27 protein-coding genes and 1 tRNA gene are annotated in these 25718 nt (G+C 65.6%); 17 read left to right on the top strand and 11 right to left on the bottom strand.

The genetic code is table 11. The features are described 5' to 3' along the window. Positions 1 to 202 precede the first annotated feature (202 nt). Both C0V75_RS07980 and C0V75_RS07975 read left to right on the top strand, forming a co-directional pair. On the top strand, positions 203 to 550 hold the full coding sequence (locus tag C0V75_RS07980; RefSeq protein WP_101920360.1) for a YciI family protein: 348 nt from the start codon (positions 203 to 205) through the stop codon (positions 548 to 550). Further along, the gene (locus C0V75_RS07975; RefSeq protein ID WP_101920359.1) at positions 550 to 1764 is read left to right on the top strand and encodes an RNA polymerase sigma factor; all 1215 of its coding nucleotides are present in this window, start codon (positions 550 to 552) and stop codon (positions 1762 to 1764) included. The genes C0V75_RS07980 and C0V75_RS07975 overlap by 1 nt, the downstream gene beginning before the upstream one ends. Before the next feature lie 250 nt (positions 1765 to 2014). On the opposite strand, the gene C0V75_RS07965 is transcribed toward C0V75_RS07975, so the two are convergent. After that, positions 2015 to 2908 (bottom strand): LysR family transcriptional regulator, encoded by an 894-nt coding sequence (locus tag C0V75_RS07965; RefSeq protein ID WP_101920764.1) that lies wholly within the window; start codon positions 2906 to 2908, stop codon positions 2015 to 2017. A gap of 227 nt (positions 2909 to 3135) precedes the next feature. Here C0V75_RS07965 and C0V75_RS07960 point away from each other — a divergent pair, with 227 nt between their 5' ends. The 10 genes from C0V75_RS07960 to C0V75_RS07915 all read left to right on the top strand — a co-directional run bounded on the left by C0V75_RS07960 (position 3136) and on the right by C0V75_RS07915 (position 11670). Then, positions 3136 to 3948: a glutamate racemase gene (locus C0V75_RS07960; protein ID WP_101920357.1), complete on the top strand. Its 813-nt coding sequence runs from the start codon at positions 3136 to 3138 to the stop codon at positions 3946 to 3948. A gap of 266 nt (positions 3949 to 4214) precedes the next feature. Then, positions 4215 to 5243 carry an N-acetyl-gamma-glutamyl-phosphate reductase gene (gene argC, locus C0V75_RS07955; RefSeq protein WP_101920356.1) on the top strand — a complete coding sequence of 343 codons (1029 nt, stop codon included), beginning with the start codon at positions 4215 to 4217 and terminating at the stop codon, positions 5241 to 5243. Positions 5244 to 5260: 17 nt separating this feature from the next. Next, positions 5261 to 5713 (top strand): cytochrome c maturation protein CcmE, encoded by a 453-nt coding sequence (gene ccmE, locus C0V75_RS07950; protein WP_101920763.1) that lies wholly within the window; start codon positions 5261 to 5263, stop codon positions 5711 to 5713. Positions 5714 to 5782: 69 nt separating this feature from the next. Further along, entirely contained in the window at positions 5783 to 6145 is a 363-nt protein-coding gene (locus C0V75_RS07945; RefSeq protein ID WP_101920355.1) for a 3TM-type holin, read from the top strand. Positions 6146 to 6213: 68 nt separating this feature from the next. Continuing rightward, positions 6214 to 7959: an arginine--tRNA ligase gene (argS, locus tag C0V75_RS07940; protein ID WP_101920354.1), complete on the top strand. Its 1746-nt coding sequence runs from the start codon at positions 6214 to 6216 to the stop codon at positions 7957 to 7959. Between the two features lie 75 nt (positions 7960 to 8034). Continuing rightward, complete coding sequence (locus C0V75_RS07935; RefSeq protein ID WP_101920353.1) at positions 8035 to 9006, top strand: SPOR domain-containing protein; 972 nt, start codon at positions 8035 to 8037, stop codon at positions 9004 to 9006. Next, complete coding sequence (gene nagZ / locus C0V75_RS07930) at positions 9003 to 10016, top strand: beta-N-acetylhexosaminidase (protein WP_101920352.1); 1014 nt, start codon at positions 9003 to 9005, stop codon at positions 10014 to 10016. The genes C0V75_RS07935 and nagZ overlap by 4 nt, the downstream gene beginning before the upstream one ends. Next, positions 10009 to 10797: a ScpA family protein gene (locus tag C0V75_RS07925; RefSeq protein WP_101920351.1), complete on the top strand. Its 789-nt coding sequence runs from the start codon at positions 10009 to 10011 to the stop codon at positions 10795 to 10797. The genes nagZ and C0V75_RS07925 overlap by 8 nt, the downstream gene beginning before the upstream one ends. Further along, positions 10794 to 11441 carry an SMC-Scp complex subunit ScpB gene (scpB, locus tag C0V75_RS07920; RefSeq protein WP_101920350.1) on the top strand — a complete coding sequence of 216 codons (648 nt, stop codon included), beginning with the start codon at positions 10794 to 10796 and terminating at the stop codon, positions 11439 to 11441. The genes C0V75_RS07925 and scpB overlap by 4 nt, the downstream gene beginning before the upstream one ends. A 16-nt stretch (positions 11442 to 11457) precedes the next feature. Then, a complete protein-coding gene (locus tag C0V75_RS07915; protein ID WP_101920349.1) occupies positions 11458 to 11670 on the top strand; it encodes a hypothetical protein in 213 nt (70 codons plus the stop codon). Between the two features lie 3 nt (positions 11671 to 11673). Here the strand turns inward: C0V75_RS07915 and C0V75_RS07910 are convergent, their stop codons facing one another. From C0V75_RS07910 to C0V75_RS07875, 8 genes are all read right to left on the bottom strand, one after another. Further along, positions 11674 to 12750: a 2'-deoxycytidine 5'-triphosphate deaminase gene (locus C0V75_RS07910; RefSeq protein WP_101920348.1), complete on the bottom strand. Its 1077-nt coding sequence runs from the start codon at positions 12748 to 12750 to the stop codon at positions 11674 to 11676. Between the two features lie 73 nt (positions 12751 to 12823). Continuing rightward, a tRNA-Pro gene (locus tag C0V75_RS07905) sits at positions 12824 to 12901 on the bottom strand. Between the two features lie 62 nt (positions 12902 to 12963). After that, the gene (locus C0V75_RS23515) at positions 12964 to 13908 is read right to left on the bottom strand and encodes a MerR family transcriptional regulator (RefSeq protein ID WP_254216404.1); all 945 of its coding nucleotides are present in this window, start codon (positions 13906 to 13908) and stop codon (positions 12964 to 12966) included. Positions 13909 to 13921: 13 nt separating this feature from the next. Continuing rightward, the gene (ihfA, locus tag C0V75_RS07895; RefSeq protein WP_101920347.1) at positions 13922 to 14224 is read right to left on the bottom strand and encodes an integration host factor subunit alpha; all 303 of its coding nucleotides are present in this window, start codon (positions 14222 to 14224) and stop codon (positions 13922 to 13924) included. A gap of 98 nt (positions 14225 to 14322) precedes the next feature. Next, the gene (locus C0V75_RS07890; RefSeq protein WP_101920346.1) at positions 14323 to 15294 is read right to left on the bottom strand and encodes a beta-ketoacyl-ACP synthase III; all 972 of its coding nucleotides are present in this window, start codon (positions 15292 to 15294) and stop codon (positions 14323 to 14325) included. Continuing rightward, a complete protein-coding gene (plsX, locus tag C0V75_RS07885; protein ID WP_101920345.1) occupies positions 15291 to 16424 on the bottom strand; it encodes a phosphate acyltransferase PlsX in 1134 nt (377 codons plus the stop codon). Before plsX ends, C0V75_RS07890 begins: the two co-directional genes overlap by 4 nt. A 24-nt stretch (positions 16425 to 16448) precedes the next feature. Then, a complete protein-coding gene (gene rpmF / locus C0V75_RS07880) occupies positions 16449 to 16655 on the bottom strand; it encodes a 50S ribosomal protein L32 (protein ID WP_101920344.1) in 207 nt (68 codons plus the stop codon). Between the two features lie 164 nt (positions 16656 to 16819). Next, the gene (locus C0V75_RS07875; RefSeq protein WP_101920343.1) at positions 16820 to 17386 is read right to left on the bottom strand and encodes a DUF177 domain-containing protein; all 567 of its coding nucleotides are present in this window, start codon (positions 17384 to 17386) and stop codon (positions 16820 to 16822) included. Positions 17387 to 17598: 212 nt separating this feature from the next. Between C0V75_RS07875 and C0V75_RS07870 the strand changes: the two genes are divergently transcribed. After that, on the top strand, positions 17599 to 18084 hold the full coding sequence (locus C0V75_RS07870; RefSeq protein WP_371410675.1) for an outer membrane protein assembly factor BamE: 486 nt from the start codon (positions 17599 to 17601) through the stop codon (positions 18082 to 18084). 33 nt (positions 18085 to 18117) lie between these two features. On the opposite strand, the gene msrB is transcribed toward C0V75_RS07870, so the two are convergent. Continuing rightward, positions 18118 to 18510 carry a peptide-methionine (R)-S-oxide reductase MsrB gene (gene msrB / locus C0V75_RS07865; RefSeq protein ID WP_101920342.1) on the bottom strand — a complete coding sequence of 131 codons (393 nt, stop codon included), beginning with the start codon at positions 18508 to 18510 and terminating at the stop codon, positions 18118 to 18120. Positions 18511 to 18617: 107 nt separating this feature from the next. On the opposite strand from msrB, the gene C0V75_RS07860 reads away from it, so the two are divergent. The 3 genes from C0V75_RS07860 (at position 18618) to C0V75_RS07850 (ending at position 22032) form a co-directional block, all read left to right on the top strand. Then, positions 18618 to 19337, top strand: coding sequence for a GNAT family N-acetyltransferase (locus tag C0V75_RS07860; protein WP_101920341.1), 720 nt, complete (start codon positions 18618 to 18620; stop codon positions 19335 to 19337). A 51-nt stretch (positions 19338 to 19388) separates the two neighbouring features. After that, positions 19389 to 21209 carry an ABC-F family ATP-binding cassette domain-containing protein gene (locus C0V75_RS07855; RefSeq protein ID WP_101920340.1) on the top strand — a complete coding sequence of 607 codons (1821 nt, stop codon included), beginning with the start codon at positions 19389 to 19391 and terminating at the stop codon, positions 21207 to 21209. Between the two features lie 238 nt (positions 21210 to 21447). Further along, positions 21448 to 22032 (top strand): outer membrane protein, encoded by a 585-nt coding sequence (locus C0V75_RS07850; protein WP_101920761.1) that lies wholly within the window; start codon positions 21448 to 21450, stop codon positions 22030 to 22032. 54 nt (positions 22033 to 22086) lie between these two features. Here the strand turns inward: C0V75_RS07850 and C0V75_RS07845 are convergent, their stop codons facing one another. After that, positions 22087 to 23466 (bottom strand): pyridoxal-dependent decarboxylase, encoded by a 1380-nt coding sequence (locus tag C0V75_RS07845; RefSeq protein ID WP_101920339.1) that lies wholly within the window; start codon positions 23464 to 23466, stop codon positions 22087 to 22089. 783 nt (positions 23467 to 24249) lie between these two features. Here C0V75_RS07845 and cysS point away from each other — a divergent pair. After that, a complete protein-coding gene (gene cysS / locus C0V75_RS07840; RefSeq protein ID WP_101920338.1) occupies positions 24250 to 25641 on the top strand; it encodes a cysteine--tRNA ligase in 1392 nt (463 codons plus the stop codon). Positions 25642 to 25718 lie beyond the last annotated feature (77 nt).

Here is a 25718-nt window from a genome sequence, read left to right as displayed (position 1 = left end):
TCCTTCGGGTCTGGTGCTTGCCCGCGCGTCTAGGCGAAACGGGCGCAAAGGGGAAGGGGGAAGGGCAGGGCAAGCCACCCTCCGCAGGAAATTTGCAGGCCGCGCGAAACCACATGTCGAAATCTGCGCCACGCCCGCGTCCTTGGCTTAGGATGGTCCGGCAATCCCGCCCGCCACCTGACAGACAGGAAAGCGACACGCCATGAAATACATGCTCCTCCTTTACGCGGACCCCGCCAAGGAACCCACCCCCGGCACGCCGGAATTCGACGCCTACATCCAGGAATTCTTCACCGTGGGAGAACGCACCAAGGGCATCGCCACCTTCCTCGCCGGCGACGGCTTGCAACCCGTCGAAACCGCCACCTCCCTGCGCCTGCGCAACGGCAAGCGCGAAACGATGGACGGCCCCTTCGCCGAAACCCGCGAACATCTGGGCGGCTTCTATCTGATCGACGCGCCCGACCTCGACGCGGCGCTCGCCTATGCCGCCGAAATACCGGTCGCCCGTCTCGGCACAGTCGAGGTGCGCCCCGTGATGGAGTATTGATGACCTCCGAACAGGCGCTCGACCTGTGCCTGCGCACCGACAGGGGCCGCCTCGTCGCGGCCCTTGCCAGCCGCCTGGGCGATGTCCAGCGCGCCGAAGACGCGCTGCAAGAGGCCGCCGCCTCCGCCCTGATCCACTGGTCGCGCGGCATCCCCGCGCGCCCGGATGCATGGCTCCTGCGCGCTGCCTACCGCAAGGCGATCGACGGCATCCGCCGCGATGGCACCTCCCGCCGCCACGCGCAGGCCATGGCCATCCTCGCCACTGACGAAGCCGCACTGGACGACCGCCCCGACATCCCCGACGACCGCCTCCGCCTGATCTTCGCCTGCTGCCACCCGGCGCTCGACCCGAAATCCCGCACTGCCCTCACCCTGCGCGTGGTCTGCGGTCTGACCACGCCCGAAATCGCCCGCGCCTTCCTCGACACCGAACCGACGATGGGCCAGCGCCTTTCCCGTGCCAAGGCCAAGATCGGCGCCGCCCGCATCCCCTTTTCCATCCCCGGCCCAGAGGACTGGCCCGCCCGGCTCGATACCGTGCTGGCCACCCTCTACCTCATCTTCACCACCGGCTATGCCGCAGGCCCGAGCGAACCCCGCGACCTCTGCGCCGAGGCGATCTTCCTCGCCCGGCTCCTCGCCGCCCTCCGCCCCGACGAGGCGGAAATCGAAGGCGCTCTCGCGCTCATGCTCTTCACCGATGCCCGCCGGGCCGCGCGCATCGGCCCCGATGGCGCAAGCCTTCCCCCCGCCGCGCAGGACCGCCGCCTCTGGAACCCGGACAGCATCGCCGAGGGGCACCGCCTTCTCGACATGGCACTGTCCCGCCGCGCCCCCGGCCCCTATCAGATCAAGGCCGCCATCGCCGCCTGCCAGATGGCAGACCCCGCGCCCGACTGGCCGCAGATCGCCGCCCTCTACACCCGCCTGATGGATTTCGAACCGACCCCGGTCATCCGTCTGAACCGCGCCGTTGCCCTAGCCGAAACTGGCCATCTCCCCTCGGCGCTTGCCGAACTGTCCGACCTTGCCGCCCTGCTTCAGGACTATCAGCCCTTCCACGCCGCCCATGGCGCCCTGCTCGCCCGGGCGGGGCGTATCCGCGACTCACATGCGGCCTATGACCGCGCGCTCGCGCTCACCACCTCTCCAGCAGATGCTGCATTCCTCGGCAAAGCCCGTGCTGCACTGCCGCATCCGCAGGCAGACTGATCCTGTTTGCGCGAAAACCAAAAAAAAGGCCGAGCAGAAGCTCGGCCCAAGTCCAACAGGGAGGTATGAAGCGGCAAGAGAAACTCTCGATCACCGCCTCGCCACTGGATTTAGGGTGGTGTTCTGTCATGCGCAAGGGCAGGGATGCCGCGACTGCATCATGGCCGCTATGCAGGCCGTGCATGGCTTTCTGCGCAAGGCATGGAAACGTTTCCTTCCCGGCCCCCGCCGCCCGCGTCGCCGCTCCGCCTCAGCCCTGTTCGCGCTTGCGGTACTTGAAGATTTCCTCGCTCACGAATTCGCGGAAGGCCGCCACCCGCTTGGAATGGCGCAACTCTTCGGGATAGGCGAGGAAGACGGGAACCTCGGCGCTTTCCGTATCCGGCAGCACGCGGACGAGGAAGGGGAAATCCTCGGTGATGTAATCCGGCAGAACCCCGATTCCGATATGGTTCAGCACCCCCTGCAACACCCCGAAGTAATTGTTCACCGTCAGGGTGGAAGGAATGTCGTTGCTCATCAACTGCTGCACCAGCACGGCCCCGGCCGCCACCTGCGCCGTGCCGGGATGCTGGCAGATCAGGCGATGGGAATGGAAATCCGCCATGCTTTCCGGCGTGCCGTTCTGCGCCAGATACTCCGGCGTCGCATAAAGCCGCATCCGGATCTGCATCAGACGCTTGCGGATCAGATCGGCCTGCGACGGCTCCTTCATCCGGATCGCCACATCCGCCTCGCGCATCGGCAGATCAAGCACCCGCTCTTCCAGCATCAGGTCGATCTTCAGCACCGGATATTTCTGATACAGCGCCGTCAGTCGCGGGGCCAGCCACAGCGTGCCGAAACCCACCGTCGTCGTCACCCGCAACTCGCCAAAGACCTCATCCTCGCTGTCGCGGATCCGCGCCGCCGTCGCCTCCAGCCGCTTCACCATCTGCGTGGTGGCGTCATAAAGAAGTTCGCCCTGTTCCGTCAGGATCAGGCCCCGCGCATGGCGGTGGAACAGCGTCACATTCAGGCTTTCCTCCAGCGCGCGGATTTGCCGGCTCACCGCCGATTGGCTCAGATGCAGCACATCCCCTGCATGGGTCAGGCTGCCGCGATCGGCCACCGCATGGAAAATCCGCAGCTTGTCCCAGTCCATCATGTCAATCACCGTAAACTTCCGGGCACGCTACCACGGGAGCCCCCACATAAGAAGTATAACTGCCATGTAAAGGATGCATGGCTGCGATTCTCGGCCTCCACGCAACAACCTGCCGCACAGGCCCGGATCGGCGGCAGGCAATGGCCTTTCCCCCCCCGACCAACCCGCCTATGCTGCCGCAAGACAGGGCAGGACCCGGCAGCAGGCCGGGGAAGGAGGCGGTGATGGCAGTCGGCATCTTCGATTCGGGTCTCGGCGGCCTCACAGTGCTCGATGCCGTCGCGCGCCGCCTGCCCGAGGTGCCCTTCGTCTATCTGGGCGACAATGCCCACGCCCCCTATGGCGTGCGCACCGCCGATGACATCTTCAACCTCACCTGCGCCGCCACCGAACGGCTCTGGGCCGAAGGCTGCGACCTCGTCATCCTCGCCTGCAACACCGCCTCTGCCGCCGCGCTGAAACGGATGCAGGAAACCTGGGTCCCCGCCGACAAGCGCGTGCTGGGCGTCTTCGTCCCCCTGATCGAGGCGCTGACCGAACGCCAATGGGGCGACAATTCCCCGCCGCGCGAAGTGGCGGTGAAGCATGTCGCCCTCTTCGCCACCCCCGCCACCGTCGCCTCCCGCGCCTTCCAGCGCGAACTGGCCTTCCGCGCCATCGGCGTTGATGTCGAGGCGCAGCCCTGCGGCGGCGTTGTCGATGCCATCGAACAGGGCGACGAGATCTTGGCCGAGGCGCTGGTCCGCTCCCATGTCGAGGCACTCAAGCGCCGCATGCCTGCGCCCGAAGCCGCGATCCTCGGCTGCACCCATTACCCGCTGATGGAAAAAGTGTTCCAGGAGGCGCTGGGGCAGGGGGTCAAGGTCTATTCCCAGGCCAATCTCGTGGCCGAGTCCCTGGCCGACTACCTCACCCGGCGGCCGGAGTTTCTGGGAACGGGGACGGAGTCGAAGTTCCTGACGACGGGCGACCCGAAGGCGGTGTCGAACAAGGCCACGCAGTTCCTGCGCCGGAAGATCGAATTCGAGGCCGCGTAGGGTGCGTGCTCGCACGCACCGACCCCCACCCCGACCCGTACACAAACCGCCCCAACACCGCCCACAGCTCGGCCTGTAGGGCGGGGGTCTCCCCGCCGCTCCGGCCCTCCAGACGCTTTCGGAACTTCCCCACCCCCGTTCGCTGTGTGGCCACAGTTTGCTGCACAGAAAGCGGCACAACATGCGGCACAACCGTTGCAGCCAAAAACCCCTTGCCACCGGCCCCGGCCTGCCGCATCAACGCGGCATCTGGAAAGGGGGTCGCCATGGCCGCGAAAGTCGCAATTCTCGGGGCATCGGGCTATACGGGCGCGGAACTCGTCCGCCTGATCGCCACGCATGAAGGCCTTGAAATCGCGGCGCTTTCTGCCGACCGCAAGGCCGGCATGGCGATGGCGGACGTGTTCCCCTTCCTGCGCCACCTGACCCTTCCCAGGCTGCAAAAGATCGACGAGATCGACTTTTCCGGCGTCGACCTTTGCTTCTGCGCCTTGCCCCATGCCACCACCCAACAGGTTGTGGCCGCACTCCCCCGCACCCTCAGGATCGTGGACCTCTCCGCCGATTTCCGCCTGCGCGACCCTGCGGAATATGAAAAATGGTACGGCCAGCCCCACACCGCCCTCGACCTACAAAAGGAAGCTGTTTACGGCCTCACCGAATTCTACCGCGAAGCCATCGCCAAGGCCCGTCTCGTCGCCGGAACCGGCTGCAATGCCGCCACCGGGCAATATGCCCTTCGGCCCCTGATTTCAAAGGGTTGCATCGACCTTGACGATATCCTGATCGACCTGAAGGCAGGGGTCAGCGGGGCAGGGCGGTCCTTGAAGGAAAACCTCCTCCATGCCGAGCTCTCGGGCGGCACCCACAGCTATTCGGCGGGCGGCAAGCACCGGCACCTTGGCGAATTCGATCAGGAATTCAGCGCCTTGGCGGGCCGCCCCGTCCATGTCCAGTTCACTCCGCACCTGCTGCCGATGAACCGGGGCATCCTCGCCACCGTCTATGTCAAGGGCGATCCGAAACTGGTTCACCAAACCCTCGCAAGCGCCTATGACTCCGAACCTTTCCTGAAAGTGCTACCCTTTGGCGCACTCCCCTCGACACGCGATATCGTAGGTTCCAACTTCTGCCATATCGGCGTGACCGGCGACCGCATCCCCGGTCGGACAATGGTCATCGCCGTGCTGGACAACCTGACCAAGGGCTCTTCCGGTCAGGCCATCCAGAACGCAAACATCATGCTGGGCCTGCCCGAAACCCAAGGGCTGATGCTCGCCCCCGTCTTCCCGTAGGAGGGATCATGGCCGGTCTGAAAGGGCTAAAGAAACAACGGCGTATCCAGATCATCGCGCTTGCGACGGTCGCCCTGATCGGTGCGACGGCGCTGGTCGGCTATGCCATGCGCGACGGCATCAACTTCTTCCGCTCCCCGACCCAGGTCGTCGAAGAACCCCCCGCACAGGGAGAGGTGTTCCGCATCGGCGGGCTGGTCGAGGAAGGCTCCATCATCCGCGGGCAGGGCGAAACCGTCACCTTCCGCGTGACCGACATGAACCAGTCCATTCCCGTGGCCTATACCGGCATCCTGCCCGACCTCTTTGCCGAAGGGCAGGGGATGGTCGGCACCGGCAGCATGGTGGACGGCACTTTCCAGGCCACGGAAATCCTTGCCAAACACGATGAAACCTACATGCCGGCCGAGGTGGTGGATGCCCTGAAGGAACAGGGCGTCTATGTCGATCCGAACCAGCCGGACAGTTGACCGCGCGCTCCTTACCGCGCCCGTTAACCCTTTCGCGCGAGGCTGGTCCCCATCATCACGGGGACCCTCATGCCGGACACCATCCTTTCGAAAACCGCCACCTTCGCACGCCGCCTGCGGCGTCTTCTGGCGCAGCCTGCACCGTCTCTGGCGCAGGGCCGCTATGACCGGCTGATCGACGCGGCCAACCGCCTGCCGCGCCGGGTTCTTGTCTCTGGCACCGTGGCGCTCCTGTTCCTTGCGCTGATCCGGCCCGACCTCTTCGATCGCGGCATGGCCAGTCTCGACCGGATGCCGGATGAACTCTGGTGGCTGGTCGGCGCGATCCTCGCTGGCCATTTCGGCGCGCGCGAGGCGCATCACATGCGGCACCGCACGCCGCCCTCCGCGCCCGCTGCACCGGAAAAGCCGGGCTCCGACAGCCCCGCCTGATCCGGCCGCCTTGACCTGTCTGGTCGCCTCTGGCATTGCCGAAGGCAACCAGACAGGAATGTGATCAAATGAACCTCTTCTCGGATATCCGGGACCTCGTCATCGCGTCCCTTGCCGATCTTGCCGCCGAAGGCGTGCTGCCGCAGGGACTGGACTACACCGCCGTCGCGGTGGAACCGCCGCGCGACGCGGCGCATGGCGACATGGCCACCAATGCCGCAATGGTGCTGGCCAAGCCCGCCAACATGCAGCCCCGCGCGATCGCCGAGGCGCTGGCCGCCCGCCTGATGGCCGATCCCCGCATCGCGGGCGCAGATGTGGCCGGCCCGGGCTTTCTGAACCTCCGTCTTGATCCCGCGCTCTGGCACGGCCTCATCCGCGCCACGCTGGGGCAGGGGATCGACTATGGCCGCTCCACCCTCGGGCAGGGGCTGAAGGTCAATGTCGAATTCGTCTCCGCCAACCCGACCGGCCCGATGCATGTGGGCCATACCCGCGGCGCGGTCTTCGGCGATGCGCTCGCGCGCCTTCTGTCCTTCGCTGGCTGGGATGTGACGCGGGAATATTACATCAACGACGGCGGCGCGCAGGTCGATGTGCTGGCCCGTTCCGCCTATGAACGCTACCGCGAGGCGCATGGTCTTGAACCCGCCATCGCCGAAGGCCTTTACCCCGGCGACTATCTCATCCCGGTGGGTGAGGCACTCAAGGCCAAATACGGCGCGACCCTGCTGGACCAGCCGGAATCCGTCTGGCTGAAAGACGTCCGCGATTTCGCCACCGAAATGATGATGGCCGAGATTCGCAACGATCTCAAGGTCTTGGGCGTCGAGATGGATGTCTATTCCTCGGAAAAGGCGCTCTACGGCACGGGCGAGATCGAGGCGGCGATTGACACCCTCCGCAGCATGGGCCTGATCTACGAAGGCACGCTGGAACCCCCGAAGGGCAAGGAGCCCGAGGATTGGGAACCCCGCGTCCAGACCCTGTTCCGCTCCACCGCCCATGGCGACGATGTGGACCGCCCGGTGCAGAAGTCGGACGGGTCATGGACCTATTTCGCCCCCGACATCGCCTATCATTACAACAAGGTCCGTCGCGGCTTTGACCAGTTGATCGACATTTTCGGCGCCGATCACAGCGGCTATGTCAAACGCATGAAGGCCGCTGTCTCCGCCCTGTCGAACGGCCGCGTGCCGCTGGATATCAAGCTGATCCAGCTCGTGAAGCTCTACAAGAACGGCGAACCCTTCAAGATGTCGAAACGGGCAGGGACTTTCGTCACCCTGCGCGACGTGGTCGAACAGGCCGGGGCCGACGTGACCCGCTTCGTCATGCTGACCCGCAAGAACGACGCGGCGCTCGACTTCGATTTCGACAAGGTGCTGGAACAGTCCAAGGACAACCCTGTCTTCTACGTACAATACGCCAATGCCCGCGTGAACTCCGTCCTGCGCAAGGCGCGCGAGGCGGGGCTGGACGTGTCCGACGCCACGCTTCAGGCCGCCGACCTGTCGATCCTGACGCATGAGGCGGAACTCGCCATGGCCAAGAAGATCGCCGAATGGCCGCGACTGGTGGAGATTGCGGCGCGCAACAACGAACCGCATCGCGTGGCCTTCTACCTCTATGAACTGGCCTCCGAATTCCACGGGTTGTGGAACCGGGGCAATGACGACACTTCCCTTCGCTTCCTCCAGGACGGCAATCCCGCCGTCTCGCAGGCGAAAATCGCCCTTGCCCGCAGCGTTTCCGTTGTCATTTGCAGCGGTCTTGCTATCTTGGGCGTCACTCCGGTCGAGGAAATGCGCTGATCAACAGCGTCCCGCCGGTTCGAGCAGGCAAAGAACGCGGATGCGGCATGTATCGCATCCGGCACGAGGCACCAGATGGCGGACGTTGATTACGACGATTACGATGCCGGCAACGATCAAGGCTGGGCGGACCCTGTCGCCCGGTCGGGCCGCATGGCGCGCTATGTCCATATCGCGGGGGCGGTCTGTTCGGTGGCTCTGGTCATTGGCATGGCCTATTGGGGGTACCGCCTTGCCGTGCGCGACGTGAACGGCGTTCCTGTCGTGCGTGCGATGGAAGGGCCGATGCGCATCGCGCCGGAAGATCCGGGTGGCGAAGTTGCCGATCATCAGGGACTTTCGGTAAACACCGTTGCCGCTCTCGGCACCGCCGCGCCGCCGCCGGATCGGCTCGTGCTGGCCCCGCGCCCCGTCGAACTCAGCCAGGAGGATGCACCGGGCATGGCCCTTGCCGGGGCGATGCCGCAGGCGGACGAGACGTCGGTCCTTCCCGTTTCCGCCGCGGCTGTGGCGCCCAATCCGGCCTTGGCCCCCGTCGCGTCGGCCATGCCCGAAGACGAGGCCAATCTTGGCCCCGATCCCGATGCCGTGGCGCAGGCCCTGGCCGAGGCGCTGGCCGAACCCGTGCCCGAACAAGTTTCCGCCACGCCAGAAACCACCGCCTCGGGCCAGCTCCGCCCCCGTCCTCGCCCGGCCGTTCCGGGACAGGAGGCGACGATTGAACCCGTTTCGCTGGCCGGCGCGGCCAGCTCTGGAGCACCTTCGGCAGAGATCGACCCCGCCGCCATTCCCGAGGGAACGCGGCTCGTGCAGCTTGGCGCCTTTGACACGGCAGACGAGGCGCGGGCCGAATGGGTGAAGCTGGGCAACCAGTTCGGGCCGCTGTTCCTGGGCAAGGCGCTTGTCGTGCAGGCGGCCGAAAGCGGTGGACGCACCTTCTTCCGCTTGCGGGCCCATGGTTTCGCGGATGAAACGGAGGCGCGCGGTTTCTGCACCGAAATGCTGGCACAGAACGCCTCTTGCATCCCGGTCGAGCAGCGCGGATGAGTTTCGGTCAGGGGGCCGCCATCTTCGGCTGTTCCGGTCCGGTCCTGACACGGGACGAGGCGGCCTTCTTCCGCGAGGCCGATCCCTTCGGTTTCATCCTTTTCGCCCGCAACGTCGAAACACCCGATCAGGTTCGTCGCCTGACCGATGATCTGCGTGCCGCCACCGGCCATGACGCGCCGATCCTTGTCGATCAGGAAGGCGGGCGCGTGCAGCGTCTGCGCGCCCCGCATTGGCGCGAATGGTTGCCCCCGCTGGATCAGGTGGCGCAAAGCGCCGCTCAGGCTGCGCGCGGCATGGCGATCCGGTCGCGGATCATCGCCCACGAACTGCGCGCCGTGGGAATTGACGCGAACTGCGCCCCCTGCTGCGATCTGGCCTCCGAGAACACCCATCCCTTCCTGCGCAATCGCTGCTATGGCAGTGATCCGGCTGAGGTCGCCGCCATCGCCCGCGCCGTTGCCGAGGCGCATCTTGCGGGCGGCGTCCTGCCGGTGATGAAGCACATGCCAGGCCATGGTCGCTCCACCGCCGACACCCATCACGACTTGCCCACTGTGACGGCCTCTGCCGAAACCCTCGACCGCACCGATTTCGCACCCTTCCGCGCCTTGCGCGACATGCCGCTTGCCATGACGGCCCATGTCGTCTTCGCCGCCTTCGACCCCGATCGGCCGGCAACCCAGTCTCCCGCGATGATCGACGTAATCCGCAATCGCATCGGTTTTGGCGGGCTCCTGATGACAGATGATCTCAACATGCAGGCCCTGTCCGGCACGCTGGCCAGCCGGGCCGCCGCCGCCCGGGCGGCCGGCTGCGACATCGCCCTTCATTGCAAGGGCGATCTGGCCGAGATGGAGGCTGTCGCCGCGGTTGCCGGAACCCTGGATACCGCCAGCCGGGGCAGGGCGGCCGCCGCCCTCGCCTTGCGCCGATCCCCCGATCCCGTTGACATCGCTGCGCTGGAAGATGACCTTGCTGCGATCCTTCGGGGAAGCACGCATGTCTGATGATGACTGGACCTCCGTGGAACGTCTGCCCACCGCCGAACGTCTGGCGGCCGAGGCGCTGATCGTCGATGTCGATGGCTATGAAGGCCCGCTGGACCTGCTCCTGACCTTGTCGCGCACCCAGAAGGTGGATCTGCGCCGCATCTCCATCCTGCAACTCGCAGACCAGTATCTTGGCTTCATCAACAAGGCGCATTCGCTGCGGATCGAACTCGCGGCAGACTATCTGGTCATGGCGGCCTGGCTCGCCTTCCTGAAATCCCGTCTTCTCCTTCCCCCCGAACCGGGGGAGGATGGCCCGACTGCCGAAGAACTCGCCGCGCATCTGGCCTTTCAACTGGAACGGCTTGAGGCGATGCGCGATGTCGCTGCCCGCCTCATGGCGCGTGACCAACTGGGTCGCGACTTCTTTGCACGCGGCCTGCCTGAAGATGTCTCGCTGAACCGCAAGGTGACCTATTCGGCGACGCTGCTCGATCTGATGCGCGCCTATGCCCGCATCCGCACCAAGGATGAATTCCGCCCCTTCGTGATGGACCGCGACCACGTCTTCACCATGGAACAGGCCTTGGATCGGATGCGCGGCCTGATCGGCTATGCCGGGGATTGGGCCGAATTGACCTCCTTCCTGCCGGAAGGCTGGGACGGCAACCCGATGCGTCGCCGCTCCTCCACCGCCGCCCATTTCGCGGCTGTGCTCGAATTGGCGAAACGCGGGCAAGTCGAGTTGCGGCAGGGCGAAACCTTCGCCCCCATCCAGCTTCGGCGGAAAGAGCCATGAACGATCCTTTGGAACCCGTGGAGCGCAGCCTTTTCGAAGCGCCGCCCATGGCGGAACAGGAACGGATGGTCGAAGCCATTCTCTTCGCCTCGGCCGAACCGGTCACCGTTGCCGAACTGGAGAAACGTCTGCCCCATGGCTGCGATCCGGCCGAGGCGCTGGTCTATCTGCGGAAACGCTATGAGGGCAGGGGGGTGCAACTGGTCCGGGTGGGCGATGCCCATGCCTTCCGCACTGCGCCCGACCTTGGCCATCTGATGCAGAAGGAGACGGTCGAGCAGCGAAAACTGTCGCGCGCCGCGATCGAAACCCTCGCCATCATCGCCTATCACCAGCCCGTCACCCGGGCCGAGATCGAGGAAATCCGGGGGGTCGCCGTGTCGCGCGGGACGGTGGACCAGCTTCTGGAACTCGAATGGATACGTCTGGGCCGCAGAAGGATGACCCCGGGCCGTCCGGTCACTTTTGTTGTGACCGAACAGTTCCTAGATCACTTCGGTCTGGAGTCGGCGCGCGATCTGCCGGGGCTCAAGGAGTTGCGGGCGGCCGGTCTTCTGGACAACCGCCCGCTTCCCGGCAGTCTGGCACGTAGCGATGACGAGGAAGAGGCGACTGTCGGACAGAGCGAACTGTTCGAGGATTAGTGGAAGGACGATTGCGATGGACTGGAACAGACTTCTTCAAGGTATGGGCGGCAGGCTGCTGCGGCAGGCGCTTGGCATGGCCATGAAACACGGGTTGGACCGGATCGGCGGCGCCCCGAAAGCCAAGGGCCAGATGACCGATGCCGAACGCCGCCACCACGCCAAATCCGCGGAAACGCAGAAACGTCTGAAGGAAATCATGCGTGTCGGACGGCGCTTCTGGCGCTAGCGCCTACCGGAACTGCTTGGCCAGTTTCAGCCCCTGCCCCTGATAGTTGGACTTGATCGCCTGACCGTAGAGCGTGTCAGGCCGTTCCGTCATGCGTTCATAGACCAGCCGACCGACCACCTGCCCATGTTCCAGAACGAAGGGCGCCTCGTGGCAGCGCACTTCCAGCACCCCGCGCGATCCGGTTCCTCCTGCAAGGGCATGGCCAAAGCCGGGATCGAAGAAGCCGGCGTAATGGACTCTGAACTCGCCCACCATCGCCAGATAGGGGGCCATTTCAGCCGCGTAATCCGGCGGAATCGTCACGGCCTCCTGGCTGACCAGGATGTAGAAGGCCCCGGGATCAAGAATGATACGGCCGTCGGAACTCCGTACCTCTTCCCAGAAATCGCGGGCCGGGTAGTAACCGATGCGGTCAAGGTCGATCACCCCGGTATGCGGCTTGGCACGATAGCCCAGCAGATCGCCGGTCTCCGGTTTGAGATCCACGGAAAAGCCAAGGCCACCCGCAATCACCGCCTCGCCCGAAACGAGTGGTTCCGCCATGTGCAGCGCCGCCAACGCTTCATCGTCCAGCACGGCCTGACCGTGCCGGAACCGGATCTGGTTCAGCCGCATGCCGGGACGCACCAGCACGGAAAAGCTGCGGGGGCAGACTTCAGCATAGAGCGGCCCGTGATACCCCGGCGCGATACGATCGAACTCCGTTCCGCCATCGGTGATCGTTCTGGTCAGAAGATCCAGCCGCCCGGTGGAGCTTTTTGCATTCGCCACCGCCGTCAGGTCGCCCGGCAGGTTCAGGGACTCCATAAGGGGGATGACATAGACACAGCCCTTTTCCAGCACCGCCCCCTGCGACAGGTCAACCCGGTGCATCTCGAACTCGGCCAGGCGTGAGGCCACGCTCCGGCCTTGTCCGGCAAGGAAGGAGGCGCGCACGCGATAGGCTATGGTGCCCAGCCGCAGGTCTAGGCTGGCCGGTTGCACCTGCGCCTCGGTGATCGGGGCGGTGGCGGTGATTTGACCCTTGGCTATGAGCTGGCGCAGCGTCTGCGAGGGAAGCACACCGATGGCAGTCATCCTAGACCCTCGTTCACGAAGCTGGAAACGAAACCGCCCGCGCTGCCTTGCGGCAGGCGGGCGGTTTCGGTTTTGGTCGGGCCGGCGAGATTCGAACTCGCGACCTTCCGCCCCCCAGACGGACGCGCTAACCAGGCTGCGCCACGGCCCGACAGGCGGGATACATACCGATATTCCGGGCAGGGGCAAGCAGGAAAGCGCATCCCGTGACGATCACCGGATGCGGCGGCGAGAGGCCTCTGCGACGCGATCCCGCAGGTCGGCAAGGCGGTCGCGCAGGCGTTCAAGCTCGGCGCGATGTGGAGCGAGGCGCCTGGCCCTGCTGCGGCGCAACAGGCTGGCCACCGTGGGAAATTCCGCTTCCGCAGCCTCGGCCGCGTTGGCGGTGTCTTCCGCAGAAGTCACCGGTTCAGGCGGTTCGACGGCACTGTCGTCGCCAGAAACAGGCGGCAGCGATTCGATGGCCGCCTTGCCATCTGACGGCTCGCCTTGCGGGGGACTTGCCGTATCGGCGGCCGTCTCTTCCCCCGAAACGCCATCTGGCCCGCCCTGGGAAAAACCGAAAAGAGGCAAGGGATCGTTGTCCTCTGCTTCCTCTTCGGCTTCGATGAAGGGCGCCTCCGGCGCGGTCTCGGTCATTTCCAATTCTTGCAGGCCGTCCTCGGCCCCGTCCGATCCCGCTATGCCGGCACCGTCACCATCGGTGGCACTGGCAACCAGCCCACGTTGCGCCTCCTGCCGTGCATAGGCCTGATCGAGCGGGATGATCTGCGCCGTTTCCTTGGGACCGTCAGGGGGCATAAGCGCCGAAAGCAGGAACTGCTCCGCCTCGCCTGGATCTGCATCCGAAACCGCCAGGTCAATGGCGCCGGGGACCGGATCGGGAAACGGCGCTGTCAGGCTCGACACATGCCGGATACCCTGTTCCCTAAGGATTTTCTGCACCCCGCGGATGGTCAGCCCATCGTCATGGAGCAGTTTCTTGATCCCGGCCAGCAAGGCCACATCCCCCGGGCGGTAATAGCGTCGTCCGCCCGCACGCTTGACCGGGCGGATCTGCGGAAACCGGCTTTCCCAGAACCGCAGGACATGGGCCGGTGTATCCAGCAGGTCGGCCACTTCGCTGATGGTTCTGAACGCCTCTGGCGATTTCTCCATCGGCGATGGCCCCTTACCGCTTCGATCCGGCGGCCACGCGGTCTTTCATGAGATGCGAGGGGCGGAAGGTCAGCACACGGCGCGGGCTGATCGGAACCTCGTCGCCGGTCTTGGGATTGCGGCCGACACGGGCCGATTTGCTGCGCACCGAGAACGTGCCGAAGGACGATATCTTGACCGTCTCCCCCTCGACCAGCGCGTCGGACATGTGCTGGAGTACGCTTTCCACCAGCAATGCGCTTTCGTTGCGGGACAGACCCACCTCGCGGAACACCGCTTCGGACAGATCCATGCGCGTCAAGGTCTTCTCACTCATGTCAAGGCCCCCCCGGGATTTCACGCGAGAGTGAGCCGTTTGGAGAAACGAGTCAATATCAACCACTTGCGGCGTGCATTTGATGCACGGCTGCGGCGTCACCAGCGCAACACCACCGCACCCCAGGCCAGCCCGCCGCCGATTGCCTCTGTCACCACAAGGTCACCGGTCTTGATCTGGCCCCGCTGCTTGCCCACCGACAGGGCGAGGGGGATGGAGGCCGCGGAGGTATTGCCATGATCCTGCACCGTCACGACGACACGATCCATCGGCACCTGCATCCGCTTGGCGGTCGCCTCGATGATACGGATATTGGCCTGATGGGGCACGATCCAATCGACATCGCCGCCGGTCAGGCCGATCTTCTCGAGGGCGGCATGGGCGGTTTCTGCAAGTTTTTCAACGGCATGGCGAAACACTTCCTTGCCTTCCATCCGCAGATGGCCGGTCGTTCCCGTCGATACCCCGCCATCGACATAAAGGATGTCCTTGAAGCGTCCGTCCGAATTCAGGTCGGTAGAGAGAATGCCGCGATCCTGCGAGGTGCCGTCGCCTTCCTGCGCCTCCAGCACAAGCGCCCCGGCGCCATCCCCGAAAAGGACGCAGGTGGACCGGTCCGTCCAATCCATCAGCCGCGAGAATGTTTCGGCCCCGATCACCAGAACCCGCCGCGCCTGACCGGCAAGGATCAGCGCATTGGCCGTGGTCAGGGCATAGACGAAGCCCGCGCAGACAGCCTGCACGTCAAAGGCGAAACCGCCCGTCCGTCCGAGACCGGCCTGAATCATCGTGGCCACAGACGGAAAGGTCAGATCGGCCGTTGATGTGGCAACGATGATGGCGTCGATCTCTTCCGCCGTGACCCCTGCATCGTCAAGCGCCGCCCGTGCCGCCCGAAGGCCGAGGTCGGACGTGGTTTGCCCTTCCGCGGCGACATGGCGCCGCTCAATCCCGGAACGGGTGCGAATCCATTCATCGCTGGTTTCGATGATCGACTCGAATTCTGCATTGGGGACAACCCTTTCGGGGAGATAGTGCCCAACGCCCCTTACGACGGCGCGTATCGTCATTCCTTGGTCCCGCCTCCCGTCCCCACGGCCGTCTCGGACGGGGTCGCTCCATCGGTGCCATCCTGCCTCGGACGCATGGCAGAGGCAACCCGTGCCGCCAGCCGCTCCTGAAAGCCTGCGGCCGCCAGTTGATGCGCCAGCCGGATCGCCGCCGCCACACCTGTTGCATCCGCCGAGCCATGGGACTTGATGACGGTTCCATTCAGGCCGAGGAACACGCCGCCATTCGCCCGGCGCGGGTCCATCCGCTTCTGGAGGCGCCGCAGTGTGGACAGCGCGAAGAGCGCGGCAAGGCGCGAAAAGACCGAGGCATTGAATTCCTCGCGCAGGAAATCCGAGATCAGCTTGGCCGTGCCTTCGCCCGTCTTGAGCGCGACATTGCCGGTGAAGCCATCGGTCACGATGACATCCACGCGATCGGAGGGAATATCACTGCCTTCGACGAAACCGACATAGTCAAACCCGCCTGCTTCGGCCGATTGGGCGACGAGTTCATGCGCCTCTTTCAGTTCGGCGCGCCCCTTGTGCTCTTCGGTGCCGACATTCAGCAGGCCGACCCGCGGTCTGGCAAGGCGCAGGCCGTTGCGGGCATAGGAGGCGCCCATCATCGCAAATTGCAGCAGATCATTCGCCTCGGCCTTCACGTCTGCGCCCATGTCGAGCATGACGTTGAAGCCGCCGGGATTGCGCGACGGCCAGAGGCTGGCGATGGCAGGTCGGTTGATGCCGGGCAGGCGGCGCAGGCGGATCATCGACAGCGCCATCAGCGCCCCGGTATTGCCGCAAGAAACGGCCGCAGTTGCAGCGCCTTGCTTCACGCTTTCGATGCAGGACCACATGGATGTGCCCTCACCATGGCGCATCACCTGGCTGGGCTTGTCCTGCATGGTCACGACACGATCCGCATGACAGAGCGTCACGCGACCGGCAAGTCCCGCTTCCTGAGCAACCAGGCGGGCCAGCTCTTCCTCATTGCCGTGCAGCAGGAAATCGGCATCAGGCAATTCCCGTATCGACAAGGCAAGACCGGCAACCACGGCTGCCGGTCCCCTGTCTCCGCCCATGGCGTCAACGGAAATGACGATACGCTTCGCGCCGTCGGTTGCCGGATCTTGTGCTCCGTTGGCCATCGGGCAGGGCGTCTTGGATGCGGCTTACGCCGCGTCCTCGTCCAGGTCGATCTCTTTCGCCGTCGCCACGACTTCGCGCGCGTCATAGTGACCGCAGGCGCTGCACACGTGATGCGGACGCTTCAGCTCGCCACAGTTGGAGCATTCCTGCGGATTGCCAGCGACGAGAGCGTCATGGGCGCGACGCATGTTGCGGCGCGAACGGGTGACTCGGTTCTGAGGGACAGCCATGTCTCAACCTCGGGTAGCGGGGACAGGCCCCTGATTTTCCTATTGCGGACAGCGGTTTGCCCACATTCCGCGCGAGCCGGTACCTGCCATCTGATGAGGCGCGGAACATAGCCGGAATTCCTGCGCGCGCAAGCCCCTTTGTTGCAGTGCGGTGCAGAGCGGTTTCAACCGTCCTGCGAACCGTCGAGCCGCGCTTTCAGGGCGGCAAGTCCGGCGAAGGGGCGCAGGTCGTCATCGCGCAGCGGGGCTGTCCCGGGGGCGGCGAAGACCGCCTCGCCCAGTTCCGCACCTTCGGCGCGCGGGTAGAGCGGCAGGGCAAGTTCCAGGGCCTCCATCGCAACAAGCGCGAGGTCGATCACCTCGGGCAGCGCCTCCTGAGTGTCGTCTTCCGGCATCTCCACCTCGTCGCCTTCCGGTTCCTGCCAGTCGGCAAGATAGCGGCGCCGGACGGCCTCGGCGATCCGGGACAGGACCGGAGCAAGGGTCACGGCGCAGGGCTGAACGGCTTCGGCGGTCAGGTTGCCTTCGAGGAGGAAATCATGCCGGCCTTCGGGCCGGATCTCGCCGGTGAATCGGAAGGCCGGAAGGTCCAGCAGGCCAAGCTGTTCGGCCATCGCGCGCCGCGTGCTCTGATCGGGGCGCAGGTCGAAACGGGTGGGTTTGCGCGACGAAAGCGTGGCGCTGCGCAAGGGATGGCTGAACTGCGGTTGGTCAGTGGGAGCGGCGGTCATGATGGGTCATCCGGGGCAGGGGCAGGGATCGGGGCTGGCGGATTCGGCTGTGCGGTCGCGGTTGCGATCCCGGCTCGGCTGTTTGCATTCTTGAAGTGCGGCCGATCCTTCTGTAAGCCGAAGGAAAGCAGCCGCGCAGGATATGGTGTATGCCATATGTGCTGCGCCCGTGCGAGACAAGACGGGCAGGGCAGAGGCAGGGTGGGAACGGAATGGGGTTCTACGGCAAGATGACGGCCCTTTCGGGTGCCGCCCGCATCCTGCGGGCCGGGATGGTGGGTCTGGTCCTTGTTGCGGTGGCCGCCTGCTCCACGCTCTATCGCAACCACGGCTATGTTCCGACCGATGCCGATCTGGCACTGGTGGAGGTCGGCGTGGATACGCGCGAGACGGTGACCGAGAAGGTGGGACGTCCGTCGGCCTCGGGCCTCTTGAACGATGTCGGCTGGTTCTATGTGCAAAGCCGGTGGGAATATCGCGGCGCCTTCGAGCCGCGTGAGATCGACCGTCAGGTCGTTTCGATCACCTTCAGCGAGAACGGCACCGTCCAGAACATCGAACGATTCGGGCTGGAGCGTGGGAAAGTCGTGCCCCTGTCGCGCCGCGTGACGGAATCGAGCGTGAAGGGGCTTAGCCTGATCCAGCAGCTTCTGGGCAGCTTTGGCCGCATTGCGCCGGGCGTGATCACCGGAGATTGATACGGGCCGCCTGCGCGGCCCGGTATCAGAAGCTTACTCCTCGGGATCGAAGGTCAGCGCCACGCCGTTGATGCAGTAGCGCAGTCCGGTCGGTGGGGGGCCGTCCGGGAAGACATGGCCGAGATGGGCGTCGCAGCGGTTGCAATGAACCTCTGTCCGCCGCATCCAGAGGGTCCGATCCTCTTGTTCCCCGACCATTTCAGGGTCGATGGGCTGCCAGAAGCTGGGCCAGCCCGTGCCGCTGTCGAATTTGTTGCGCGCCGAGAACAGAGGGGCATCGCAGCAGATGCAGCGATAGGTGCCGGGCGCCTTGGGGAAATTGTCATGCGTGAAGGCGCGTTCCGTGGCGTGTTTGCGCGTTACGCGATAGGCGAGGTCCGAAAGCTGCGACCGCCATTCGGCATCGGATTTCACCACCTTGTCCATCAGACTGATCCTTCCTTGCGGCTGTTGCGGGGCCTTGCCCCGGCTCTTGTCCCCGCTTCATATCTAGGCTTTGCGCTTCGGTCAGCCAAGCGGCAAGCGGTGTGGGCATGGAATTCAGCAAGGGGCGCTATCGCGTCCGATGGGCGGAAGGGACGGCGGATCTGCGGGCGGCGCAACGTCTGCGGCATCATGCCTTTCGCGGGACGGCGGGGCTGGATGCCGATGCGTTCGACGCGCAATGCGACCACCTGCTGATCGAGACGGCGGCAGGCGGTGATCTGGTTGGCACCTGCCGCCTTCAGCTTTTGTCGGACGGGGCGGAACTGGGCCGGACCTATACCGGACAATTCTACGATCTTTCCGCATTTCGCGAAATTTCCGGCCCGTTTCTGGAGGTTGGCCGGTTCTGCATGGCGGCGGGGGGGCGTGATCCGGATGCGCTCCGCCTTGCTTGGGCGGCGTTGACGCGCCGGGTGGATGCCGAGCGGGTGGCGCTGCTCTTCGGTTGTTCGTCCTTTCCGGGGACGGACCCTGCGCCCTATGCCGATGCTTTTGCAGCCCTTGCAGCCCGGCATCTGGCGCCGGAGCGGTTGCGGCCCGGGCGGAAGGCGTTCGAGACGATCAACCTTTCGCCAGCACCCCATGAGGCACGGCGGGCCATGGTGCAGATGCCGCCCTTGCTGCGCAGCTATCTGGCGATGGGGGGCTGGGTCAGTGATCACGCGGTGGTGGACCGCGATCTGGGGACGCTGCATGTCTGTACCGGCGTGGAAATCGCCGCGGTTCCGCCGGCGCGGGCGCGCCTTTTGCGGGGGGATGCACGCTAGCGGGAGCAAGAGGCGTTGACCTTGCAGCCTGCCCCGCATACCTGAGCCGCCATGGCACGCGCACCTCTTCTTCAGCTTTCCGGTATCACCCTGACCTTTGGCGGCAATCCCGTTTTCGACGGGCTGGACCTTGTGGTGCAGCCGGGCGACAGGGTGGCCCTTGTGGGGCGGAACGGGTCGGGGAAATCCACCCTGATGAAGGTGATGGCGGGGCTGGTGGAACCCGATCAGGGCAGCCGCGTGGTGCCGCCCGGCGTGGTGGTCGGCTATATGGAGCAGGACCCCGATCTTTCCGGCTTTGCCACCTTGGGGGATTATGCGGCCAGCCAGCTTCCCGAAGGCGAGGCCTATCGGGTGGAGATGGTGGCCGAAGGGTTGAAGTTCCGGCCCGAGACGCCGGTCGCCACTGCCTCGGGCGGGGAGAGGCGGCGGGCGGCGCTGGCCAAGCTGCTGGCCGAGGCGCCGGAGCTGATGCTGCTGGACGAGCCGACGAACCATCTGGACATCCAGGCCATCGAATGGCTGGAGGCGCAGCTTTCCGAGACGCGCACCGCCTTTGTCCTGATCAGCCATGACCGCGCCTTTCTGAAGGCGCTGACCAAGGCCACGCTCTGGATCGACCGGGGCGAGGTGCGGCGGCGGGAAGCGGGATTCGACGGGTTCGAGGAATGGCGCGAAACCGTCTGGGCTGAAGAGGATGAGGCGCGCCACAAGCTGGAGCGCAAGATCAAGGCTGAGGCGAAATGGGCCGTCGAGGGCATCAGCGCGCGGCGCAAGCGGAACATGGGCCGGGTCCGGGCGCTGGCCGCGCTGCGCGACGAGCGGGCGTCGATGATCCGCCGTCAGGGGACGGCGGCATTGGAACTGGAAGCCGGGACCACCAGCGGCAAGCGGGTGATCGAGGCGAAGGGGCTGGAAAAACGTTTTGCCGACAAGGTGATCGTCAAGGGGTTTGACCTGCGGGTGCTGCGCGGGGACAGGGTGGCCTTTGTCGGCCCCAACGGGGTGGGCAAGACGACGCTGTTGAAGATGCTGGTGGGCGAGGTCGCACCCGATGCGGGGGCGGTGAGCCTTGGCACAAATCTGGAGATCGCGGTCTTTGACCAGACCCGCGCGCAACTGGATGCCGAGGCGAGCCTGTGGGAGAACCTGACGGGCGATCCGATGATGCGGGTATCGGGCAATTCCGATCAGGTCATGGTGCGGGGCAATCCGCGCCATGTGGTGGCCTATCTGAAGGATTTTCTCTTTGACGAGCGGCAGGCGCGGGCGCCGGTCAAGAGCCTTTCGGGCGGCGAAAAGGCGCGGCTTCTGCTGGCCAAGCTGATGGCGAAACCGTCCAACCTGTTGATTCTGGACGAACCGACGAATGATCTGGATGTGGAAACGCTGGATCTGTTGCAGGATGTGCTGGGGGAATATGACGGCACGGTCCTGCTGGTGAGCCATGACCGCGATTTCATCGACCGTGTGGCAACTGCCACGGTCGCGCTGGAAGGCGAAGGGCGAGCGACGGTCTATCCCGGGGGCTGGTCGGACTATGCGGCGCAGCGGCCCGCCGTGGCGGAAGAGGCGGGACGGACGGGGCGGGGCGAGGCCGCGCGGGCGGAGGTCAGGGCCGAGGCGGCCGGGGCAGAGGCGGCCCGGGCGGAGGGTTTGAGCTTTACCGAGCGCAAGCGGCTGGAGGCCCTGCCGGCGGTGATCGAGAGGCTGGAGGCCGAGATTGCCAAGCTTGGCGACTTTCTGTCGGACCCGGAGCTGTTCACGAAGGAGCCGGCGAAGTTCCGCAAGGCATCGGAGGCGATAGCGGAACGGCAGCAGGCGCTGGCGGCGGCGGAAGAGGAATGGCTGGCCCTGGCCGAGCGGGCGTAGCCGTTTCAGTCACGCGAATGCGAGAAATTCCCACGTGATTTTGAGGGGATAGGCGAATTCTGGCCGGGACCGGGCGGAAGGCTGCGCCAGTTCCTGCGCAAGACCCTCACGGGCCATCACCAAGCTGCGACCCAGCCTTGCCGCACAGGGGAAAGGGGCGCAGGTCTGGGGCACGAGACGGCCTGTCGCCCGCAGCCTGCGGGTGGGAGGGCCGCGCAGCAGGCACAGGAGACAGATGATGAAACGCAGCATGGCGATGGCGGCAGCGGCCGTGACTTTGGGCGCGATGCCCGCTTTGGCGGGTGGCCCGGTGCAGGTGGCCGAAGAGCCGATGGTCGCCCCGGCGCCGGTTCCGGTGGCGGCCCCTTCGGCGGATTGGAGCGGGCTCTATGTCGGGGGTCAGCTTGGCTATGGCGATGTCGGATCGACGGGCGCGCTGGCGGGCGATGGCGAGACGGCGGGCCTCTTTGCAGGGTATCGCGCCGATTTCGGACAGTTCGTGACCGGGGTCGAGGGGAATTTCGACTGGGCGAACATAGACTTGGGCGGCGGCACCTCGCTGGACAGCATCTCGCGGCTGAAGCTGATCGGGGGCTATGACATGGGTCCGGCGCTGGTCTATGGCACGGTGGCGGCGGTGCGGGCCGACACGACGCTGGGGGCCGACAATGGCTATGGCCTCGGGGTTGGGGTGGATTATGCCGTGAGCGACCAGATGACGCTGGGCGCGGAGCTGATGGAGCACCGGTTCGACAATTTCGTCGGCAGCGGGACGGATATCGACGCGACCACGCTGAACGCGCGGGTGGGGTTCCGGTTCTGACGCCCGCAAAGGGTTAACGAAGTGTTAAGGGCGGCCTGTCACGGGCCGCCTTTTTCACATGAGTTCCGCCACGACCTGCGGGATAAGGGCAACATCTTCGGCCGTGCAATCGAATTGGCCCACCTGCACGCGGATGACATAGCGGCCCGCGTGACGGGTCTGGGTCAGGTAGATGCGGCCATCATCGTTGATGCGGGTGAGCAAGCGTTCCGTTTCCTGATCCGTCGCGAGGGCGAAGGTGAAGAGCGAGAGCGAGGGTTCCGTGGTGATCGTCACGCCGGAGAGCCGCGCCAGCGCATCGCGGGCCTGCCGCGCCCAATCCACATGGTTGCGAATCCGGGTGCGCAGACCGGACAGACCATAGGCGCGAAGGGTGAACCAGAGCTTAAGGGCGCGGAAGCGCCGCCCCAGTGGCACCGTCCATTCGTTGAAATTGGTGACCTCTTCCCGGCCTGCGGTTTCCAGATAGGTCGGGCGGAGGCCGAGGGTGCGGACCTGCGGCCCCGGATCGGCGAGGAACTGGACGGCGCAATCGAATTGCGCGCCGAGCCATTTATGGGGGTTGAAGACGATGCTGTCGGCCCCCTCCACCCCTGCCCAGAGGGTGCGGAATTCCGGGCAGATCATGGCGTTGCCGGCCCAGGCGGCATCGACATGGACGGGGAGGCCCGCGGCCTTGGCCACCGCGATGCAATCGGCGATGCGGTCGAAGGCCCCGACCGAGGTGCCGCCTGCACAGAGGATGACGCCGGCGGGGAGGAAGCCCGCCGCGCGGTCGGCGGCGATGGCCCCGGCCAATGCGCCCGGTTTCATGGACAGCGTCGCATCTGTCGGAATCTTCACGAGATTTTCCTGACCGATCCCGGCGATGCGGGCGCCCTTGACCACCGAGGAATGGGTTTCGGCGCTGGCATAGAGGCGCAGGCGGGGCTGGCCGGAGAGGCCCTGTTGCAGGCCCGCCCAGCCCAGCGCCTGTTCGCGCATGGTCAGGATGGCCGAGAGCGTGGCGGTGGTGGCGCTGTCATGGATCGTGCCGGTGAAGGTGGCGGGAAGGCCGAGGGACTGGGCGAGCCAGCGGATCATGACCTGTTCCACCTCGGTCACGGCCGGGGAGGTTTGCCAGAGCATGCCCTGCGCGGCGATGGCATTGGCGAGCTGTTCGGCCAGCATGGAGGCGGGGGAGGCATTGGCGGGGAAATAGGCGAAGAAGCGGGGATGCTGCCAATGGGTCAGACCCGGCGGGATGATGCGGGCGAAATCGGCGAAGATCGCCTCGGGCGGTTCGGGATCTTCCGGTGGCGCATCAGGCAGTTGCGCGGCGATGCTGCCGGGGGTCAGGGGGGCGCGGACGGGGCGGTTGCGCAGGCCTGCGTGGTAGTCATGCGCCCAGTCGGCGGCGATTTTCGACCAGTGGCGGAGGTCGTCGTGATCCATGGTGATGATTGTCCTTCTCCCGCTGCGAGATGAGCCGGGATTGCGGGGGGCTGCAAGGGGGAGAAAATCCCTGCGGGAAATCAGGGATTTGGGTGGAATCGGCTGTGCCGTTTCCTGTGCCGTGAACTGTGCCGCAAACTGTGGCCACGATGCGGGCGGTGGCGTGGGAAAGTGTTGAAAAAGTGCAAGTGGCGCCGGTCCGGGCTGGGCGCGGTGGCGGTGTCATGGCCTGTGCCGTGCGCTGTGCCGCGTTCTGTGCCGCAAACTGTGGTCACGCGGCGCGCGGCGTGGCCCGGAGGTGTCAAGGTTAACGGGGTGCGCCGGGATGGGCCAGGTGGGGGGGCGATGGGCCGGATGGCCCATCCTACGCGGGGGCGTGCGGGGGAAGGTGGGAAGGCGCGCGTGAGGGTCTGGTGGAAGGCGCGGAACGGCGGGGGCGATGGGCCGGATGGCCCATCCTACGGGTGGGCGTGCGGGGGCAGGTGGCGTGGGGCGGGAGGGGGCGTGGGTTCGGGCATGTCCGACCGTCCCGTCGCATGGCGCGGTGGATGGGGCGGATGGGGGCCGCGACGGTGGACGGCTGCCGGGGGGCTTGGCAGGCGGGGCGAATGGCTGTAGCCATGGGGCATGAACAGGACGGGCATCCTCTGCATCTGCTGCATTACGCGCTGACCTTCGGTCGCGCGGGCCTTCTTGTCATTCCCAGGGAAAGACGAAGTTGCTAGACCCGCGCCGGAGGGGCGATTGGCTGCGGTGACGGCGGGCCGGGAAGGGGTTTGGGACATGGTGACGATCCGGCTGCACAATTCGAGGACGCGGGCGAAGGAGGTCTTCGCCCCGATCGACGCAGGCAATGTGCGGGTCTATGTCTGCGGGCCGACCGTCTATGACCGCGCGCATCTGGGCAATGCCCGGCCGGTGGTGGTGTTCGACACGTTGTTCCGGCTGCTGCGCCATGTCTATGGGCCGGAGCATGTGACCTATGTGCGCAACTTCACCGACGTGGATGACAAGATCAACGCCACGGCGCTTGCGCGGAAGGAGGCGGGGGCGGCGGGGACGCTGGAGCAGTTGATCGCGGAGCGGACGGAAGAGACGATCCGCTGGTATCATGACGATATGGATGCCCTCGGCGCGCTGCGGCCCACGCATGAGCCGCGGGCCACGGCGTATGTGGGCCAGATGATCGCGATGATCGTGGACCTGATCGCGCGGGGCCATGCCTATGCGAAGGAGGGGCATGTCCTGTTCCGGGTGCGGTCTTTCGCGGAATACGGGCGGCTGTCGGGGCGGTCGGTCGATGACATGATCGCGGGGGCACGGGTGGAAGTGGCGCCCTTCAAGGAAGACCCGATGGATTTCGTCTTGTGGAAGCCGTCGGATGCGTCGCTTCCGGGTTGGGAGAGCCCCTGGGGCCGGGGGAGGCCGGGGTGGCATATCGAATGCTCGGCCATGAGCCTTGCGCTGCTGGGGGCGAGTTTCGACATTCATGGCGGCGGGATCGACCTGCAATTCCCGCATCACGAGAATGAGGTGGCGCAAAGCTGCTGTGCCCATCCGGAGGCGGATTTTGCCCGCGTCTGGATGCATAACGAGATGTTGCAGGTGGAAGGGAAGAAGATGTCCAAGTCATTGGGCAATTTCTTCACGGTGCGGGATCTCTTGGATCAGGGGATACCGGGAGAGGTGATCCGGATGGTGTTCCTTGGGACGCATTACGGCAAGCCGATGGATTGGACGGCGGAGAAGGCAGCGCAGGCGGAGGCTACCTTGCGGAAATGGCGGGGGATGGTGGCGGGCGTCGCGCCGTCGGTGCCGTCGGAGGCGGTGGTGGCGGCGCTGGCGGACGACCTGAACACGGCGGGGGCGATTGCGGAACTGCATGCGCTGGCGGCCACCGGGGATGCGGCGGGGTTGAAGGCATCGGCTGGGCTTATGGGTCTCTTGGAGGATCATATGGGCGGCTGGGCCGAGGCGGGGGTGGACCTTGCGCCCTTTGCCGCGCGGCTGGCGGCGCTGCGGGCGGCGGCGATGGAGACGAAGGACTTTGCCCCGGTCGATGCGATGAAGGCGGCGCTGCTGGCGGCGGGGGTGGAGGTGCGGATGTCGAAGGCGGGGGTGGAATTGCTGCCCGGGCCGGGATTCGATGTCGCGAAGCTGGAGGGGTTGCTGTGAGGGGGCTGGCGTCGCAGAAGGGGGGCTGTCTGCCCCCCTCGGCCTTCGGCCTCACCCCCCGAGGATATTTTTCGACA

The sequence above is a fragment of the Tabrizicola sp. TH137 genome, assembly GCF_002855575.1.
Classification (GTDB): Bacteria; Pseudomonadota; Alphaproteobacteria; order Rhodobacterales; family Rhodobacteraceae; genus Paragemmobacter.
This window is presented reverse-complemented; position numbering and strand designations above follow the sequence as displayed.

Excerpts from the sequence above, each read along its gene's own strand:
- C0V75_RS07980 (WP_101920360.1), top strand. The coding sequence starts at position 203 with ATGAAATACATGCTCCTCCTTTACGCGGACCCCGCCAAGGAACCCACC.
- C0V75_RS07975 (WP_101920359.1), top strand. The coding sequence starts at position 550 with ATGACCTCCGAACAGGCGCTCGACCTGTGCCTGCGCACCGACAGGGGC.
- C0V75_RS07965 (WP_101920764.1), bottom strand. The coding sequence starts at position 2,908 with ATGGACTGGGACAAGCTGCGGATTTTCCATGCGGTGGCCGATCGCGGC.
- C0V75_RS07960 (WP_101920357.1), top strand. The coding sequence starts at position 3,136 with ATGGCAGTCGGCATCTTCGATTCGGGTCTCGGCGGCCTCACAGTGCTC.
- argC (WP_101920356.1), top strand. The coding sequence starts at position 4,215 with ATGGCCGCGAAAGTCGCAATTCTCGGGGCATCGGGCTATACGGGCGCG.
- C0V75_RS07945 (WP_101920355.1), top strand. The coding sequence starts at position 5,783 with ATGCCGGACACCATCCTTTCGAAAACCGCCACCTTCGCACGCCGCCTG.
- argS (WP_101920354.1), top strand. The coding sequence starts at position 6,214 with ATGAACCTCTTCTCGGATATCCGGGACCTCGTCATCGCGTCCCTTGCC.
- C0V75_RS07935 (WP_101920353.1), top strand. The coding sequence starts at position 8,035 with ATGGCGGACGTTGATTACGACGATTACGATGCCGGCAACGATCAAGGC.
- nagZ (WP_101920352.1), top strand. The coding sequence starts at position 9,003 with ATGAGTTTCGGTCAGGGGGCCGCCATCTTCGGCTGTTCCGGTCCGGTC.
- C0V75_RS07925 (WP_101920351.1), top strand. The coding sequence starts at position 10,009 with ATGTCTGATGATGACTGGACCTCCGTGGAACGTCTGCCCACCGCCGAA.
- scpB (WP_101920350.1), top strand. The coding sequence starts at position 10,794 with ATGAACGATCCTTTGGAACCCGTGGAGCGCAGCCTTTTCGAAGCGCCG.
- C0V75_RS07915 (WP_101920349.1), top strand. The coding sequence starts at position 11,458 with ATGGACTGGAACAGACTTCTTCAAGGTATGGGCGGCAGGCTGCTGCGG.
- C0V75_RS07910 (WP_101920348.1), bottom strand. The coding sequence starts at position 12,750 with ATGACTGCCATCGGTGTGCTTCCCTCGCAGACGCTGCGCCAGCTCATA.
- C0V75_RS23515 (WP_254216404.1), bottom strand. The coding sequence starts at position 13,908 with ATGGAGAAATCGCCAGAGGCGTTCAGAACCATCAGCGAAGTGGCCGAC.
- ihfA (WP_101920347.1), bottom strand. The coding sequence starts at position 14,224 with ATGAGTGAGAAGACCTTGACGCGCATGGATCTGTCCGAAGCGGTGTTC.
- C0V75_RS07890 (WP_101920346.1), bottom strand. The coding sequence starts at position 15,294 with ATGACGATACGCGCCGTCGTAAGGGGCGTTGGGCACTATCTCCCCGAA.
- plsX (WP_101920345.1), bottom strand. The coding sequence starts at position 16,424 with ATGGCCAACGGAGCACAAGATCCGGCAACCGACGGCGCGAAGCGTATC.
- rpmF (WP_101920344.1), bottom strand. The coding sequence starts at position 16,655 with ATGGCTGTCCCTCAGAACCGAGTCACCCGTTCGCGCCGCAACATGCGT.
- C0V75_RS07875 (WP_101920343.1), bottom strand. The coding sequence starts at position 17,386 with ATGACCGCCGCTCCCACTGACCAACCGCAGTTCAGCCATCCCTTGCGC.
- C0V75_RS07870 (WP_371410675.1), top strand. The coding sequence starts at position 17,599 with ATGGGGTTCTACGGCAAGATGACGGCCCTTTCGGGTGCCGCCCGCATC.
- msrB (WP_101920342.1), bottom strand. The coding sequence starts at position 18,510 with ATGGACAAGGTGGTGAAATCCGATGCCGAATGGCGGTCGCAGCTTTCG.
- C0V75_RS07860 (WP_101920341.1), top strand. The coding sequence starts at position 18,618 with ATGGAATTCAGCAAGGGGCGCTATCGCGTCCGATGGGCGGAAGGGACG.
- C0V75_RS07855 (WP_101920340.1), top strand. The coding sequence starts at position 19,389 with ATGGCACGCGCACCTCTTCTTCAGCTTTCCGGTATCACCCTGACCTTT.
- C0V75_RS07850 (WP_101920761.1), top strand. The coding sequence starts at position 21,448 with ATGAAACGCAGCATGGCGATGGCGGCAGCGGCCGTGACTTTGGGCGCG.
- C0V75_RS07845 (WP_101920339.1), bottom strand. The coding sequence starts at position 23,466 with ATGGATCACGACGACCTCCGCCACTGGTCGAAAATCGCCGCCGACTGG.
- cysS (WP_101920338.1), top strand. The coding sequence starts at position 24,250 with ATGGTGACGATCCGGCTGCACAATTCGAGGACGCGGGCGAAGGAGGTC.